The 16002-nt window shown below is 64.8% G+C and carries 14 protein-coding genes; all 14 read left to right on the forward strand.

Going from position 1 to position 16002, the window contains the following annotated elements:
• Positions 1-260 precede the first annotated feature (260 nt).
• The 14 genes from LSO07_RS01585 to LSO07_RS01650 all read left to right on the forward strand — a co-directional run bounded on the left by LSO07_RS01585 (position 261) and on the right by LSO07_RS01650 (position 15922).
• Entirely contained in the window at positions 261-1418 is a 1158-nt protein-coding gene (locus LSO07_RS01585) for a fumarylacetoacetate hydrolase family protein (protein ID WP_151092009.1), read from the forward strand.
• 28 nt (positions 1419-1446) lie between these two features.
• Positions 1447-2214, forward strand: a complete 768-nt coding sequence (locus tag LSO07_RS01590) for an SDR family NAD(P)-dependent oxidoreductase (RefSeq protein ID WP_151092011.1) — start codon at positions 1447-1449, stop codon at positions 2212-2214.
• Positions 2211-3998, forward strand: a complete 1788-nt coding sequence (locus tag LSO07_RS01595; protein ID WP_151092013.1) for an IlvD/Edd family dehydratase — start codon at positions 2211-2213, stop codon at positions 3996-3998. The genes LSO07_RS01590 and LSO07_RS01595 overlap by 4 nt, the downstream gene beginning before the upstream one ends.
• Positions 3999-4151: 153 nt before the next feature.
• Entirely contained in the window at positions 4152-5126 is a 975-nt protein-coding gene (xylF, locus tag LSO07_RS01600) for a D-xylose ABC transporter substrate-binding protein (RefSeq protein WP_099389834.1), read from the forward strand.
• A 120-nt stretch (positions 5127-5246) separates the two neighbouring features.
• Positions 5247-6818 carry a D-xylose ABC transporter ATP-binding protein gene (xylG, locus tag LSO07_RS01605; protein WP_151092015.1) on the forward strand — a complete coding sequence of 524 codons (1572 nt, stop codon included), beginning with the start codon at positions 5247-5249 and terminating at the stop codon, positions 6816-6818.
• Positions 6815-7957, forward strand: a complete 1143-nt coding sequence (locus LSO07_RS01610; protein ID WP_151092017.1) for a sugar ABC transporter permease — start codon at positions 6815-6817, stop codon at positions 7955-7957. Before xylG ends, LSO07_RS01610 begins: the two co-directional genes overlap by 4 nt.
• Before the next feature lie 188 nt (positions 7958-8145).
• Positions 8146-9345, forward strand: coding sequence for a XylR family transcriptional regulator (locus tag LSO07_RS01615; protein ID WP_034783809.1), 1200 nt, complete (start codon positions 8146-8148; stop codon positions 9343-9345).
• Entirely contained in the window at positions 9342-10109 is a 768-nt protein-coding gene (locus LSO07_RS01620) for an aldose epimerase family protein (RefSeq protein WP_151092019.1), read from the forward strand. Before LSO07_RS01615 ends, LSO07_RS01620 begins: the two co-directional genes overlap by 4 nt.
• An 84-nt stretch (positions 10110-10193) precedes the next feature.
• Entirely contained in the window at positions 10194-11207 is a 1014-nt protein-coding gene (locus LSO07_RS01625; RefSeq protein ID WP_151092021.1) for a 2-dehydro-3-deoxygalactonokinase, read from the forward strand.
• Positions 11204-12934 carry an L-arabinonate dehydratase gene (gene araD, locus LSO07_RS01630; protein WP_034783805.1) on the forward strand — a complete coding sequence of 577 codons (1731 nt, stop codon included), beginning with the start codon at positions 11204-11206 and terminating at the stop codon, positions 12932-12934. The genes LSO07_RS01625 and araD overlap by 4 nt, the downstream gene beginning before the upstream one ends.
• Positions 12935-12947: 13 nt before the next feature.
• On the forward strand, positions 12948-13844 hold the full coding sequence (locus LSO07_RS01635) for an SMP-30/gluconolactonase/LRE family protein (RefSeq protein ID WP_404811476.1): 897 nt from the start codon (positions 12948-12950) through the stop codon (positions 13842-13844).
• A gap of 13 nt (positions 13845-13857) precedes the next feature.
• Positions 13858-14496, forward strand: coding sequence for a bifunctional 2-keto-4-hydroxyglutarate aldolase/2-keto-3-deoxy-6-phosphogluconate aldolase (locus LSO07_RS01640; protein ID WP_151092023.1), 639 nt, complete (start codon positions 13858-13860; stop codon positions 14494-14496).
• Positions 14497-14660: 164 nt separating this feature from the next.
• The gene (locus tag LSO07_RS01645) at positions 14661-15083 is read left to right on the forward strand and encodes a CoA-binding protein (RefSeq protein ID WP_070258345.1); all 423 of its coding nucleotides are present in this window, start codon (positions 14661-14663) and stop codon (positions 15081-15083) included.
• The gene (locus LSO07_RS01650; protein ID WP_151092025.1) at positions 15080-15922 is read left to right on the forward strand and encodes a PPK2 family polyphosphate kinase; all 843 of its coding nucleotides are present in this window, start codon (positions 15080-15082) and stop codon (positions 15920-15922) included. Before LSO07_RS01645 ends, LSO07_RS01650 begins: the two co-directional genes overlap by 4 nt.
• The last annotated feature ends 80 nt before the right edge of the window (positions 15923-16002 follow it).

The raw sequence follows: 16002 nt of genomic DNA on the forward strand, positions 1-16002 counted from the left end.
CTCACCAATCACTTTTTTCGCATTGGCGATATCCAAAACGGTATCGATAAGCCAATTGATGCAATGCGCCATTGCGCGCCTTCCCGCCTGCTGGCAGGGCGGAAACGGGGGCCGGTCGGCGGCTTTTTTTGGTGCACTGCAATACCAATAATCATCATTCAATTTGGTGATTTTCGTAATTGCGGCGACACAGGGCGGCGCGCAGAATCGGTCCGAACTTGAAGACCAGCCATCCCGTCACGACCTTTTGAAAGCTTGCCATGCAGCCGATTTCTCCCGCCTCCCTGTTGCCCGCCGACCTGGCGCAGGCCCTCCTCATCGGCCGCATCTGGCGTGACGGCCCCTGCGTCGTCGCCGTGCGTGGCGGCGAGGTGGTCGACATCACGCAGACGGTGGCGACGGTGGCCGAGCTGTTCGAGCGCAGCGATGCGCTCGATATCGCCCGCCATGCACCCGGAATCGCGCTTGGCTCCGTGCAGGCCCTGCTGGTGCAGGCGCTGGCCGCACCGGCAGGAGAGCTGCTGCTGGCGCCGTGCGACCTGCAGGCCGTCAAGGCCTGCGGCGTGACCTTCGCCGTCAGCCTGCTCGAACGGGTGATCGAGGAGCAGGCGGGCGGCGACGCGGCGCGCGCGGCGAGCTTGCGCGCTGCATTGCAAATGACCCTGGGCGGCGACTTGTCGGCGTTGAAGCCCGGCTCGGACGCGGCGCAGCGCCTGAAACAGCAGTTGCAGCAGCGCGGCGCCTGGTCGCAATACATGGAAGTGGGCATCGGCCCCGATGCGGAAGTGTTTACCAAGGCGCAGCCGATGTCCTCGGTGGGCTGCGGCGCGCAGGTGGGCTTGCTGCCATCGTCCGCCTGGAACAACCCGGAGCCGGAGATCGTCCTGGCCGTCAACAGCCGCGGCGAGGTGCTGGGGGCGACCTTGGGCAACGACGTCAACCTGCGCGACATCGAAGGGCGCAGCGCCCTCTTGCTGGGCAAGGCCAAGGACAACAACGGTTCCTGCGCCATCGGCCCCTTCATCCGCCTGTTCGACGAACACTTCACGCTCGACACCGTACGCCAGGCGGAAGTGTCGCTGCTGATCGAGGGCGCGGACGACGGCTTTGTGCTCGAAGGAGCCAGCTTCATGCGCGAGATCAGCCGCGACCCGCTCGACCTGGTGCGCCAGACGGCAGGCCAGTACCACCAGTACCCGGACGGTTTCATGCTGTTCCTGGGGACCATGTTCTCGCCCGTGAAGGACCGCGGCGCGCAAGGCGGCGGCTTTACGCACCACCTGGGTGACCGGGTGACGATTGCCAGCGCTTCGCTGGGCGCGCTGGTCAACGAAGTGCAGCGCTGCGATGCGATTGCCCCCTGGACGTTCGGCGTGCGCGCGCTGTACCGGAGCCTGGCGCAGCGCGGCCTGATCTGATTTCCCAATTCCTATAACGAGAGACACCATGCAACATGCAATCTATCCCAGCCTGGCAGGTCAGCGCGTCGTCATCACGGGCGGCGGCACCGGCATCGGCGTGGCCATCGTCGAAGCGTTCGCGCGCCAGGGCGCCCACGTCACCTTTCTCGATATCGCCCGCGAGGCGTCGCTGGCGCTGCAGGAAAAGCTGACCGACCTGCCGCAGCCGCCCGTATTCCGTTATTGCGACCTGACGGACCTGGGCGCCCTGGCCGCCACCTTCGCCGAGATTGAACAAAGCGCGGGCGCCACGGATATCCTCATCAACAACGCGGCCAATGACGACCGCCACCAGTTACAGGACGTCACGCCCGCCTACTGGGACGAGCGCATCGCCGTCAACCTGCGCCACCAGTATTTCTGCGCCCAGGCAGTGGCGCCGGCCATGCGCGCCAAGGGGGGCGGCGTAATCCTCAATCTGGGTTCGATTTCCTGGCACCTGGCGCAAGCGAGGCTGTCGATCTACATGACGGCGAAAGCCGGCATCGAGGGCTTGACGCGCGGCCTGGCGCGCGACCTGGGTGTCGACGGCATCCGCGTCAATTGCATCATTCCCGGCGCCGTGCGCACGCCGCGCCAAGAGCGGCTGTGGCATACGCCGGAGGCGGAAGCCGTGATCCTGCAGGGACAATGCCTGCAACTGCGCGTGGAGCCGGAAGACGTGGCGGCGCTGGCGCTGTTCCTCGCGTCGGACAACGCGGCCAAGTGCGCCGGACGCGAATACTACGTCGACGCAGGCTGGTACGGCGCATGAGCATTCCCGCCCAACCCCAGGCGCGGCGCTTCCGCTCGCAGGACTGGTTCGACAATCCCGACCATATCGACATGACGGCGCTGTACCTGGAGCGCTTCATGAACTACGGCATCACGGCAGAGGAGCTGCGTTCGGGCCGGCCCATCATCGGCATTGCGCAAAGCGGCAGCGACATCAGTCCCTGCAACCGCATCCACCTGGAACTGGCCCAGCGTGTGCGCGACGGCATCCGCGACGCGGGCGGCATCCCGATGGAGTTCCCGCTGCATCCGATCTTTGAAAACTGCCGCCGTCCCACGGCCGCGCTGGACCGCAACCTGGCATATCTGGGCCTGGTGGAAATCCTGCATGGCTACCCGATCGACGCCGTGGTGCTGACGACGGGCTGCGACAAGACGACGCCGGCGCAATTGATGGCCGCCGCCACGGTGGACATTCCCGCCATCGTGCTGTCGGGCGGCCCCATGCTCGACGGCTGGATGGACGGTGAATTGGTGGGTTCCGGCGCCGCCATCTGGAAAGGCCGCCGCCAGCTGTCCGCCGGCTTGATCGACAACGACAAATTCCTGCAGATCGCAGCCGCCTCGGCGCCGTCGGCCGGCCACTGCAACACCATGGGCACGGCATCGACCATGAATGCGCTGGCCGAGGCGCTGGGCATGTCCCTGACGGGCTGCTCGGCCATCCCCGCGCCGTACCGCGAGCGGGGCCAGATCGCCTATGAAACGGGGCGCCGCATCGTCGGCATGGCGCATGACGACGTGCGCCCGTCGAGCATCCTCACGCGCGAGGCGTTTTTGGACGCCATCATCGTCAACGCGGCCATCGGCGGCTCCACCAACGCCCAGCCGCACCTGATGGCCATGGCGCGCCATGCAGGCGTGGAATTGCACTCGAGCGACTGGATGGCGCACGGCTATGACGTGCCGCTGCTGTTGAACATGCAGCCGGCCGGAAAATACCTGGGCGAGCGCTTCCACCGCGCCGGCGGCGTGCCGGCCGTGATGTGGGAGCTGCAGCAGGCGGGCTTGCTGCACACCGAGCGCTTGACGGTCACGGGCCAGAGCATGGCGCTAAACCTGGCGGGCCGGGAAAGCGCGGACCGCGAGATGATCCGCCCGTTTGCGGCGCCATTGAAGGAAAAGGCCGGTTTCATGGCCTTGCAGGGCAACTTGTTCGATTTTGCCATCATGAAGACTAGCGTGATCTCGCCCGCTTTCCGCGAGCGCTACCTGTCGCGTCCCGGCAGCGAAGGCGTGTTCGAAGCGCGCGCCATCGTCTTTGACGGTTCTGCCGATTACCACGCGCGCATCAACGACCCGGCGCTCAATATCGACGACAGCTGCATGCTGGTCATGCGCGGCGCCGGCCCTGTGGGCTGGCCAGGTTCGGCCGAAGTGGTCAACATGCAGCCGCCCGATGCGCTCCTCAAGGCCGGTATTTTGAATCTGCCGACCCTGGGCGACGGGCGCCAGTCGGGCACGTCGGACAGCCCGTCGATCCTGAACGCGTCGCCGGAAAGCGCCGTGGGCGGCGGCCTGGCCTTGCTGCGCACGGGCGACGTCATCCGCGTGGACTTGAGCGCGGGCCGGTGCGACATGCTGGTCGATGCTGACGAACTGGCGCGCCGCGCCACGGCGCTGCCGCCGCCTGTCAACGACAGCGCCACGCCATGGCAGGAAATCTACCGCGCCAGCGTGGGCCAGCTGGAAACGGGCGCCTGCATGGAGCTGGCGCTGAAATACCGCGCCGTGGGGCAGACCCTGCCGCGCCACAACCATTAGCAGGCAGGTCGGGGTAGGTCGGGTTAGCGCTCATCGCGTAACCCGACACCATCACAGACATAAAATTTTTCAGCAGTACCCCGTAGTGAAAAAACGTTGTTAATAAAATCCACAAGGAGACACACAATGAACAAGATCATCAGTGCAGCCATCATGACCGCCATGCTGGCATTGAGCAGCAGCGCCGCTCTGGCCGATGCGAAAAACCCGAAGATCGGCTTTTCCATCGACGATTTGCGCGTGGAACGCTGGACGCGCGACCGCGATTTCTTTATCGCCGCCGCCGAAAAGCAGGGCGCCAAGGTCTTCGTGCAGTCGGCCGACGCCAGCGAGCAGCGCCAGATTTCGCAGATCGAAAACCTGATCTCGCGCGGCGTCGACGTGCTGGTGATCGTGCCGTTCAACGCGACAGTGCTCAACAACACCGTCAAGGAAGCGAAAAAGGCCGGCATCAAGGTGCTGTCGTATGACCGCCTGATCCTGAATGCCGATATCGACGCATATATCTCGTTCGACAACGAGAAAGTGGGCGAAATGCAGGCCGAGGGCGTGACCAAGCTGCAGCCGAAGGGCAATTACTACCTGCTGGGCGGCTCGCCGACCGACAACAACGCCAAGATGCTGCGCGAAGGCCAGATGAAGGTGCTTAAACCGTTCATCGACAAGGGTGACATCAAGATCGTCGGCCAGCAGTGGGTGAAGGACTGGAGCGCCACCGAAGCGCTGTCCATCGTGGAAAACGCGCTGACGGCCAACGGCAACAAGATCGACGCCATCGTCGCCTCGAACGACGGCACGGCCGGCGGCGCCATCCAGGCCCTGGCCGCGCAAAAGCTGGCCGGCAAGGTGCCGGTCTCGGGCCAGGACGCCGATCTGGCGGCGGTGAAACGCGTCATCGCCGGCACGCAATCGATGACCGTCTACAAACCCCTGAAAACCATCGCTTCGGAAGCGGCCAAACTGGCCGTGCAACTGGCGCGCAATGAAAAGCCGGCCTATAACTCCAGCTATGACAACGGCTTGAAAAAGGTCAGCACGGTGCTGCTGAAGCCTACGCCGCTGACCAAGGCGAACGTGAACATTCTCGTCGACGATGGGTTCTATACCAAGGCGCAACTCGGTAATTGATCGCCTGTGTCATGTCGGGTTACGCGCCATGCGCTAATCCGACCTACCCGTTTTTACCGGTAGGTCGGATTAGCGTAGCGTAATCCGACATTTTTCCCCGTATCAGCAACGAGAGCAAGAATGTCCGACTATCTGCTTGAAATGAAAGGCATCGTCAAACAGTTTGGCGGTGTCCGCGCGCTTGACGGCATCGACCTGCAGGTGCGGGCCGGCGAGTGTATCGGCCTGTGCGGCGAGAATGGCGCCGGCAAGTCGACCCTGATGAAGGTGCTGTCCGGCGTGTACCCGCACGGCACCTGGGAGGGCGACATCCTGTGGGATGGCCAGCCCCTGCGCGCGCAATCGATCCGCGACACGGAAGACGCGGGCATCATCATCATCCACCAGGAACTGATGCTGGTGCCGCAGCTGTCCGTGGCCGAAAATATCTTCATGGGCCGCGAGCTCACCCTGCCCGGCGGGCGCATGCATTACGCGGCCATGTACAAACGCGCCGACGAGCTGCTGCGCGAACTGAAAATTCCCGAACTGAACGTGGCGCAGCCCGTGATGAATTACGGCGGCGGCCACCAGCAACTGGTGGAAATCGCCAAGGCGCTCAACAAGAATGCGCGTTTGCTGATCCTCGACGAGCCGTCGTCGTCGCTGACGGCGTCGGAAATCGCCGTGCTGCTCGATATCCTGCGCGCACTGAAGGCCAAGGGCGTCACCTGCATCTATATTTCGCACAAGCTCGATGAAGTGGCGGCCATCTGCGACACCATCGTCGTCATCCGCGACGGCAAGCACATCGCCACCACGCCGATGGCGCAGATGAACGTCGAACGCATCATCGCGCAGATGGTGGGCCGCGAAATGAGCCAGCTGTATCCGCAGCGCGCGCAGCCGCCGGCCATTGGCGAGGTGCTGTTCGAGGCGCGCCACGTGACCTGCATCGATGCCGACAACCCGCAGCGCAAGCGGGTCGACGATGTGTCATTCACCCTGCGCAAGGGCGAGATCCTCGGCATCGCCGGCCTGGTGGGGGCGGGGCGCACGGAGCTCGTCTCGGCCCTGTTCGGCGCATATCAGGGGCCGTGCCAGGCCGAAGTGTGGCTCGATGGCCGCAAGATCGATACCCGCTCGCCGCAAAAGGCCATCGCCATGGGCTTGGCGATGGTGCCGGAAGACCGCAAGCACCACGGCATCGTGCCCGACCTCGACGTGGGGCAGAACATCACCCTGGCCGTGCTGGAAGAATTCGCGCACGCCACGCGCATCGATGGCGAGGCGGAATTGACGGCCGTGCGCGGCGAGATCGCCCAGCTGGAGCTGAAGGCGGCCAGCCCTTCGCTGCCCATTACGAGCCTGTCGGGCGGCAACCAGCAAAAGGCCGTGCTGGCCAAGATGCTGCTGACGCGCCCGCGCGTGCTGATCCTCGACGAACCTACGCGCGGCGTGGACGTGGGCGCCAAATATGAAATCTATAAATTGATGCTGGCGCTGGCCGACCGGGGCGTGGCCATCATCATGGTCTCGTCGGAACTGGCCGAAGTGCTGGGCGTGTCCGACCGCGTGCTGGTGATGGGCGAAGGCCGCCTGCGCGGCGACTTTATCAACGATGGCCTGAGCCAGGAAACCGTGCTGGCGGCGGCGCTGGACCAGCGTCCGGCACCCGCCGCCAACACCGCAAACAAGGAACCCGCAGCATGAAACCGCACAGTATCAAACAGCTGTTCACCCAATACAAGATGCTGGCCCTGCTGATCGCCGTGGCGCTGATCTGGGCCTTCTTTTCGTGGAAGACGGAGGGTAGTTTCCTCACGCCGCGCAACCTGTCGAACCTGCTGCGCCAGATGTCCGTCACCGGCATCCTCGCCTGCGGCATGGTGCTGGTGATTATCGCCGGCGAGATCGACCTGTCGATCGGCTCCCTGCTGGGGCTGCTCGGCGGCATCGCCGCCGTGCTGGACGTGACGCAGCACTGGCCGCTGGCCCTGAACCTGGCGGCCGTACTCGGCTGCGGCCTGGTGATCGGTTTGCTCAATGGCTACCTGACGGCCTACCGGGGCATCCCCTCCTTCATCGTGGGACTGGGCGGCATGCTGGCGTACCGCGGCATCCTGCTGGGCATCACGGGCGGCATCACGATCGCGCCCGTCTCCGAGCCGATGGTCTACCTGGGGCAGGGCTACCTGCCCGCTGTGCCCGGCATCGTGCTGGGCATCGGCCTGTTCCTGCTGGCCGCCTTCCTGACGTGGCGCGCGCGTGCCAGCCGCTCACAGCATGGCTTGCCGCAGACGGCGCCCTGGGCCGACGGCTTGCGCCTGGCCGTCATCGGCGCCGTGCTGTATGCCTTCGTGCAAACCCTGAACGGCTATGAAGGCATCCCGCTGCCCGTGCTGTTGCTGCTGGCCTTGCTGGGACTGTTCAGCTACATCACCAGCCAGACCGTGTTTGGCCGGCGCATCTACGCTGTCGGCAGCAATATGGAAGCGACGCGCCTGTCCGGCATCAACGTGAAAGCCGTCAAGCTGTGGATCTTCGGCATCATGGGCCTGATGTGCGCGCTGGCGGGCCTGATCAACACGGGCCGCCTGGCGGCCGGTTCGCCCTCGGCCGGCACCTTCAGCGAACTCGATGCGATTGCCGCCTGCTTCATCGGCGGCACCTCGATGCGCGGCGGCTCGGGCACCGTGTACGGCGCCCTGATCGGCGCGCTGGTGATGGCCAGCCTGGATAACGGCATGTCCATGCTGGACGTGGACACCTACTGGCAGATGATCGTAAAAGGCAGTATCCTCACCCTCGCCGTGTGGGTCGATGTCAGCACCCGGGCCGGACGCAGATAGCGTGGACCCTCGACAAACCTACTGCGCGCCCCACTATCGCCTCTGCGTTGCTCAGCGTACCTTTGTACGCTTGCGCTACTCAAGACGATATTGGACCGCTCGCTACGGTTTTTCGAGGTCCCGAAAGGCCTGACTACGTCGTGCGGCCAGAGATACTTCTTTGGCCGCCACATGGAGGAGACACCTGCATGAAACTGCCGACCGCGCACCGGATCGCGCTGCTGTTTAACGGGAATAAAATCTATGACCGCGACATCATCGCCGGCATTGCGGCGTATTTGAACACCACGCGCGTGTCCTGGGACCTGTTCCTGGAAGAGGATTTTCGCTGCCGCCTGCCCGGCATCGAACGCTGGCAGGGCGACGGCATCATCGCCGATTTCGACGACCCGGCCGTCTGCGCGGCGCTGGCCAACAGCCACCTGCCGGTGGTGGCCGTCGGCGGCTCGTACGCAAAGGAGGAGGGCTATCCGGCCAATATTCCCTATGTGGCGACCGATAATTTCAAGATCGTCAAGCTGGCCTATGAACACCTGGTGGAAGCGGGATTGAGCCGCTTTGCCTGTTTCAGCCTGCCCGAGGCCGATGTCAACCGCTGGGCGCAGGAGCGCGAAACGGCGTTTTGCGCCTTGATGGAGCGCGACCATATGCGCGCCGACGTGTACCGGGGCGTCGCCACCAGCGCGCCCTCGTGGGACGAAGCGGTAGAGCAGCAGATCGCCTGGCTCAACAGCCTGGAAAAACCCGTCGGCATCATCGCCGTCAGCGACGCGCGCGCGCGCCAGTTGCTGCAGGCATGCATGCATGCGGGGATCGCCGTGCCGGAGCAAGTGGCCCTGATCGGCATCGACAACGACCCGCTGGCGCGCATGCTCACGCGCATTCCATTGAGTTCCGTGATCCAGGGCACGGAGGAAATGGGCCGCACGGCGGCGCATTTGCTGCACCAGATGCTGAATGGCGCGCGCCTGTCCGGCACACGTATCCTCGTGCCGCCGGCCGGCCTGAACGTGCTCGCTTCCACGCGCCACCAGCCCTTCCAGCATCCGCAGGTGATGCAGGCGCGCCACTTCATCCGCCAGTACGCCTGCCAGGGCATCAAGACGGAGCAGGTGGCCGATTACGTGGGGGTCTCGCGCTCCTCGCTCGAAGCGCACTTCCGCCACGAGCTGGGGCGCAGCGTGCACGATGAAATCCTGCATTTCAAGCTCGATGCGGCCAAGACCCTGCTGGCGCGCGGGCCGGGGCAGGTGGCCGAGGTGGCCGTGCGTTGCGGCTTTACCACGGTGCAGTACATGCATGCCGTCTTCAAGCGCGAACTCGGTTGCACGCCGCGCGAATTCCAGCAGCGCAGCCGGCCGCCGCCAGCGCCCGGGCCGGCGCCATGATGCATCTGCTGCGCAATGCGCGCGGCATGTGCGTGGCCATCGACGCGCACGATGCCAGCGTGCGGGCCTGGTGGGCGCCCGACCGCTATGGCCGTCTGGCCGATGTGCTGGGTGCGGTGCCCCCGGCGGCGCGTGCGTCCACGGGCTGGCAGTGCGCAGCGCCAAACGACGGCCACTTGCGGCTGCACCTGGCGCAAGATGGTCTGTCGGTGCGCCTGGCCTACCGGCTTGACGACGATGGCAGCCTGTACCTCGATTGCGATGCCACGGCCGATACGGCTTCCTGTTTCTCTCTTGCCGCGCCCCTGTTCAATCTGCAGGGCGGCCGTGCCGGCGTGGGCGACCATGTACTGCGCCTGGCCGCCGACCGCTACCGGCCCGGCGGCTGCGCGGGCGGCGCTCCGCTCGATGTGGCGGGCAGCGCATTCGATTTCCGTCACGCGGCGCCGCTCGCTTCGCGCCTGGCCTGGCCCGCGCTGGCGCAATCGCCGGGATTCCGGCATGACTTTTACTGGACGGGCAGCGGCCAGCTGCGCGAGGCGGCACGGGTTGCCGACCCCGCGTCGGGGCGGGTCTTGCGTTTTTCCAGCACCCAGGACAGCTGCCATCTGTATTCCGATGCACGCTGTTTTTCCCTGCTGGCGCAGGGCGTGCAACTGCAGCCGGGAGAGGCGAGGCGCTTCAACCTTGCCTACCGTTTGGGCGTGCAGGATATCGATGCGTTTGACATATCCGAACCGGTATCAATGATGTCAAATAAGTGATTGGTCAGATATGCGGGGCAGTTCTACCATGGGGTAGTTTTTCCCTCATTTATTTTTGTCCTGACCGACGCTGCGAACCTGCCCATGAACATACTCACCATCGATGCCGGCACTACCAATACGCGTACCTTGCTGTGGCGCGCGGGCGCCGTCGTCGCCCAGGCGCAGCTGGAAACGGGCGTGCGCAACACCGCCATCGATGGCCATAACGGCGCGCTGAAACAGGCGCTGCGCGACACCATTGCCAGCGTGCTGGCCAGTGCCGGCATCGCGCCATCCGAGGTGGACCTGGCGCTGGCGTCTGGCATGATCACTTCGCCCATGGGCGTGCGGGAAATACCGCATTTGCCGGCGCCTGCCGGCCTGGCCCAGCTGGCGCAAGGCATGCAGGCGGTGGACTTGCCCGACGTGCTGGCGCAGCCCCTGTGGCTGATTCCCGGCGTGCGCAACCAGCATGGCGCCGTCGGCCTGCATAACGTCGAAGCGATGGACATGATGCGCGGCGAAGAGACGGAAGTCGTCGCGCTGCTCGAGCGCCTGCAGTTGCGGGGCGCGGCGACCCTGATCATGCCCGGCTCGCATACCAAACTGATCAGCGTGGACGAACAGCGCCGCATCCTCGGCTGCAGCACCACCATCGCGGGCGAGCTGCTGCAGGCGATCACGCAGCACACCCTGATCAAGCAATCGGTCGACGGCGGATTTGCCCAGACCCTGGTGCCGAAAATGCTGCTGGCCGGCGCGGCCGCGGCACAAAAAACGGGGCTGGCGCGCGCCTGCTTCAGCGTGCGCACCCTGGGCCAGTTCAGCGCCATCGAATGCAATGAGCGGGCCAATTTCCTGATGGGCGCCGTCCTCAGCGGCGACCTGCTGGCGCTGCGCAACAGCACCGCCATCCAGATGCGGCCCGATACACCACTCGTCATTACCGGTAAACCCATGCTGCGCCAGGCGCTCGGGCTGCTGATCGAAGAACACGGATTTTTTTATGGCAAGCGCATCATCGTCGACGACCAGCAGCAAGCCTATCTGGCCGGTCACGGTGCGCTGCTGATCGCCGCCGCGCGCGGCTTGATTTCCCCGCAGGAGACAGTATGAGCAGCAACAAGAACAAGCGTCCCTTGCGTTCGCAAGCGTGGTTTGGCGGCGACGACAAGGACAGTTTTATTCACCGCAGCTGGATGAAGAACCAGGGCTACCCCAGCGACGCTTTCGATGGCCGCCCCGTCATCGGCATCTGCAATACCTGGTCCGAGCTGACGCCCTGCAATGGCCATTTCCGCGACCTGGCCGAGATGGTCAAGCGCGGCGTGCTCGAAGCGGGCGGCTTTCCCGTCGAATTTCCCGTCATGTCGCTGGGCGAGACGAATCTGCGCCCGACGGCCATGCTGTTCCGTAACCTGGCCAGCATGGATGTCGAGGAATCGATCCGCGCCAACCCGATCGATGGCGTGGTGCTGCTGACGGGCTGCGACAAGACCACGCCGGCCCTGCTGATGGGCGCGGCCAGCGTGGACTTGCCGACCATCGTGCTGTCGGGCGGTCCCATGTTGAACGGGAATTACCGCGGCAAACCGATCGGTTCAGGCACGGACGTGTGGAAGTTTTCCGAAGACGTGCGGGCAGGGCGCATGACTTCAAACGAATTCAAGCAGGCCGAATCGTGCATGTCGCGCTCCGCCGGTCACTGCATGACCATGGGCACGGCTTCCACCATGGCCAGCATGGTCGAAGCGCTGGGCGTGACCTTGCCCGGCAACGCGGCCATTCCCGCCGTCGATGCGCGCCGCAAGCTGCAGGCGCAGCTGACGGGCCGGCGCATCGTCGATATGGTGCATGAAGACCTGAAACTGTCGCAGATCCTCACGCGCGAAGCGTTTGAAAACGCCATCATGGTCAACGGCGCCATCGGCGGGTCGACCAATGCCGTGATCCACCTGCTGGCCATCGCTGGGCGCATCGGCGTGGACATGCGCCTGGGTGACTGGGACCGCCTGGGCCGCGACATTCCCTGCCTGCTTAACCTGATGCCGTCGGGCCAGTACCTGATGGAAGATTTTTACTATGCGGGCGGCCTGCCCGTGATCATCCGCGATCTGCTGGGCAAATTGCATGGCGAGGCGCTCACCGTCACGGGCGCCAGCATGGCCGTCAACGTGGCCGAAGCGGAAAATTTCAATCCCGAGGTGATCACGCCGCTGGCGCAGCCCTTCAAGGACGAAGGCGGCATCGCCGTCCTGCATGGCAACTTGGCCCCGCGCGGCGCCGTCATCAAGCCGTCGGCCGCTTCGCCGGAACTGATGCAGCACCGTGGCCGCGCCGTCGTCTTCAACAGTATCGAGCATTATAAAAAGCGCGTCGATGATCCCGCGCTCGATATCGACGCCAGCTGCGTGATGGTGCTGCAAAATTGCGGCCCGCAGGGCTATCCGGGCATGGCGGAAGTGGGCAATATGGGACTGCCGAAAAAACTGCTGGAGCAGGGCGTGCGCGACATGGTGCGCATCTCGGATGCGCGCATGAGCGGCACGGCCTACGGCACGGTGGTGCTGCACGTGGCGCCGGAAGCGGCCGTGGGCGGGCCGCTGGCATTGGTGCGCGATGGCGACATGATTGAACTGGATGTGGCGGGGCGCCGCTTGCACCTGGACGTCGACGAGGCCGAACTGGCGCGCCGGCGCGCCGAGTGGAGCGCGCCGCCGCCGGCCATGAAGGGTGGCTACCAGTCGATGTATATCAAGCACGTGACGCAGGCCGACGAAGGCGCGGACCTGGACTTTCTCGTCGGCTGCCGCGGCTCGGCGGTTCCGCGCGAATCACACTGAAAAACAAGGAAAAATGATGGGGACACAGGCCCAACTACTGGTCGATGCGCAGAACTTCCTGGGCGAGGGCGTGCGCTGGTGCGAACGCAGCGGCCGCGTTTTCTGGACGAATATCGAAGGCTGCCAGCTGCATGCGCTGGTGCTGGACACGGGGGAGCGCCAGAGCTGGGCCATGTCCGAGCGCCTGGCGTGCTTCGCGCTGACGGATAGCGACGATGTGCTGTTGCTGGGACTGGCTTCCGGACTGGCCTGGTTTGACGCGCGCAGCGGAGCCGTCACGCGCTTGCACACGGTGGAGGGGGACTTGCCCATGACGCGCCTGAACGATGGCCGCTGCGACCGCCAGGGACGCTTTGTCTTCGGCACGCTCGATGAACGCCCGTGCCGCGATGCGATCGCCAGCTTCTATCGCCTCAACCTGGACTTGACCCTGGAGCGCTTGCCGCTGCCGCAGATCGCCATCTCGAACAGCATCTGTTTCAGCGTCGACGGCACGGCCATGTACTTCTGCGATTCGATGAAAAAGGCGATCTATCGCTGGGATGATTACCTGGGGGGCGACGCCAGCCGGGTGCGCGTGTTTGCCGTGCTCGATCCGGGGCCGGGCGCCGCCGACGGCGCCACCATCGACGCGGATGACTACCTGTGGAGCGCGCAGTGGGGCGCCGGCAAGGTCTTGCGCTTCGCGCCGGACGGCAGCGTCGAGCGCAAGATCAGCCTGCCTGTCTCGCAGCCCAGCTGCGTGAGCCTGGGCGGTCCGCACTACGACGAATTGTTCGTCACGACGGCGCAGGAGAGCTTGACCCCGGCCCAGCTGGCGAGCGAACCGCTGGCCGGGGGATTGTTTCATGCGCGCCAGGTGGGCGTGCGCGGTTTGCCGGAAGTGCGCTTTGGCGCCCTGCCGGCCTGACAGGAGAGAGCAAATGCAGAAGCACACGGTTTTCGAGGGCATTATCGAACGGGGCATGGTCGGCATCGTGCGCGCCTCTTCGGCGCAGGCGGCCGTGCAGATTGCCGAGGCATGTATCGCCGGCGGCATCACGGCGCTGGAAGTGGCGTTCACCACGCCCGATACCCTGGGCGTGCTGCGCACCCTGCGCGAACGCCATGGTCATGACGTGCTGCTGGGCGCGGGCACGGTGCTCGATACGGAGACGGCGCGCGCCGCCATCCTGGCCGGCGCCCAGTTCATCATCTCGCCCGGCGTGAACGTGGAGACCATCACGCTGTGCCAGCGCTACCAGGTGCTGGCCATGCCGGGGGCGATGACGCCGACGGAGATCGTCACGGCCCTGCAGGCCGGCGCCGACATCGTCAAGGTCTTCCCCGCCGAGATGTTCGGTCCCGCCTACATCAAGGCCCTGCGCGCCCCCCTGCCGCAAGCGCCGCTGATGCCCACGGGCGGCGTGACGGTGGAAAACCTGCATGCATGGTTTGCCAGCGGCGCCGTGGCCGTGGGTATCGGCAGCAGCCTGAGTGGCCCGGGCGCCACGGGAGATTACGCGGCCGTGACGGCGCGCGCGCAAGCTTTCGTGGCGAAGATGGCGGCCGTGCGTTCTTAGTAACGTCCTGCTGAGAAAACCGTAGCGAGCGGATGTGAGTTGTGGCTGAGAAGCGGAGCTGTGCGAATGCACAGTGAGCATCGGAAGCCGCAAATCGCGCCGCGCAGTAGGTTTTTTCTGCTACGCTAGGCGGGCAATGTCGCACGCCTAACTACGACCCGAATATGCCCAACATCGCCCGCATCCTGCAAGACAGCCGCATCATCGCCATCGTCGGCATGTCCGACAAGCCCGAACGCGCCAGCCATGAAGTGGCCGACTACCTGCTGCAGCAGGGCTACCGCGTATTGCCCGTCAATCCGGCCCTCGCCGGGCGCGATGTGCTGGGGCAGCGCGCTTATGCCACCCTGACGGAGGCTGCGGCAGCCGTGGCGCCGGCGCGCATCGACATCGTCGATTGCTTCCGCAAGTCGGCAGACATCCTGCCCATCGCCGAGGAAGCCATTGCCGTCAAGGCCGGCTGCCTGTGGCTGCAGCTCGATGTCGTCAACGAACAGGCGGCGCAGCTGGCACGGGCGGCGGGGCTGGAGGTGGTGATGGACCATTGCACAAAAATAGAGCACCGCAAGCTGGCGGTGGCGGCATGAAGGCGCGCACACAATTTCGTGCCGGCAAGGATTTTGAGCTGAACGAGGATTTCGCCGGCAAGCGCCTGTTGGGCGCTGCCACCAAGGCGGCGAACAAGAAGCTGACGGCAGCCCAATGCAAGGCCCTGGACCGCGAGGAAACCGTGGCCCTGACGGCGCAGATCGCCGAGTGCCAGAGCATGCTGTATGCGCAGCACAAAAAGAAGGTGCTGCTGGTCTTGCAGGGCATGGATACGTCGGGCAAGGATGGCATGGTCAAGGCCATCTTCAGCAATATCAACCCGATGGGCATCCGCGCCGTGGCGTTCAAGGGGCCCACCGATATCGAACTGGCGCACGATTACCTGTGGCGCGTGCACCAGCACGTACCCATCAAGGGCGAGATCGCCATCTTCAACCGCAGCCATTACGAGGATGTGCTGATCACGCGCGTGCAGGACATGATCGACAAGGCCGAATGCCAGCGCCGCTACGCGCAGATCCGCGATTTCGAGCGCATGCTGAGCGAAACAGGCACCGTCATCCTGAAAATCTTCCTGCATATCTCGAAGGACGAGCAGCGCGGACGGCTGCAGGAGCGGCTCGACGATCCCGACCGCCAGTGGAAGTTCGACCCCAACGATATCGCCCAGCGCAAGAAGTGGGATGGCTACCAGCGCGCCTATGAAACGGCGATCCGCGAGACGGATGCCGATCACGCGCCGTGGTACGTGGTGCCGTCCAATTCCAAGACGCAGCGCAACCTGGTGGTGGCGTCCCTGCTGCTGGAAACCCTGCAGGGCATGAAGCTGGAATACCCGGCGCCGGACCCGAAACTGTCGTCTTTCAAGGTCGAGTAGTTCCGCGCATCGCCTGCGGAATCGGCCGCGCTGTGGCATAGTATCCCTCGTCGATAATTCAAACCAGACCGGAGATCCAT

It is taken from the genome of Janthinobacterium sp. PLB04 (assembly GCF_021165895.1).
Lineage (GTDB): Bacteria > Pseudomonadota > Gammaproteobacteria > Burkholderiales > Burkholderiaceae_D > Janthinobacterium > Janthinobacterium lividum.

Excerpts from the sequence above, each read along its gene's own strand:
- LSO07_RS01585 (WP_151092009.1), top strand. The coding sequence starts at position 261 with ATGCAGCCGATTTCTCCCGCCTCCCTGTTGCCCGCCGACCTGGCGCAG.
- LSO07_RS01590 (WP_151092011.1), top strand. The coding sequence starts at position 1,447 with ATGCAACATGCAATCTATCCCAGCCTGGCAGGTCAGCGCGTCGTCATC.
- LSO07_RS01595 (WP_151092013.1), top strand. The coding sequence starts at position 2,211 with ATGAGCATTCCCGCCCAACCCCAGGCGCGGCGCTTCCGCTCGCAGGAC.
- xylF (WP_099389834.1), top strand. The coding sequence starts at position 4,152 with ATGACCGCCATGCTGGCATTGAGCAGCAGCGCCGCTCTGGCCGATGCG.
- xylG (WP_151092015.1), top strand. The coding sequence starts at position 5,247 with ATGTCCGACTATCTGCTTGAAATGAAAGGCATCGTCAAACAGTTTGGC.
- LSO07_RS01610 (WP_151092017.1), top strand. The coding sequence starts at position 6,815 with ATGAAACCGCACAGTATCAAACAGCTGTTCACCCAATACAAGATGCTG.
- LSO07_RS01615 (WP_034783809.1), top strand. The coding sequence starts at position 8,146 with ATGAAACTGCCGACCGCGCACCGGATCGCGCTGCTGTTTAACGGGAAT.
- LSO07_RS01620 (WP_151092019.1), top strand. The coding sequence starts at position 9,342 with ATGATGCATCTGCTGCGCAATGCGCGCGGCATGTGCGTGGCCATCGAC.
- LSO07_RS01625 (WP_151092021.1), top strand. The coding sequence starts at position 10,194 with ATGAACATACTCACCATCGATGCCGGCACTACCAATACGCGTACCTTG.
- araD (WP_034783805.1), top strand. The coding sequence starts at position 11,204 with ATGAGCAGCAACAAGAACAAGCGTCCCTTGCGTTCGCAAGCGTGGTTT.
- LSO07_RS01635 (WP_404811476.1), top strand. The coding sequence starts at position 12,948 with ATGATGGGGACACAGGCCCAACTACTGGTCGATGCGCAGAACTTCCTG.
- LSO07_RS01640 (WP_151092023.1), top strand. The coding sequence starts at position 13,858 with ATGCAGAAGCACACGGTTTTCGAGGGCATTATCGAACGGGGCATGGTC.
- LSO07_RS01645 (WP_070258345.1), top strand. The coding sequence starts at position 14,661 with ATGCCCAACATCGCCCGCATCCTGCAAGACAGCCGCATCATCGCCATC.
- LSO07_RS01650 (WP_151092025.1), top strand. The coding sequence starts at position 15,080 with ATGAAGGCGCGCACACAATTTCGTGCCGGCAAGGATTTTGAGCTGAAC.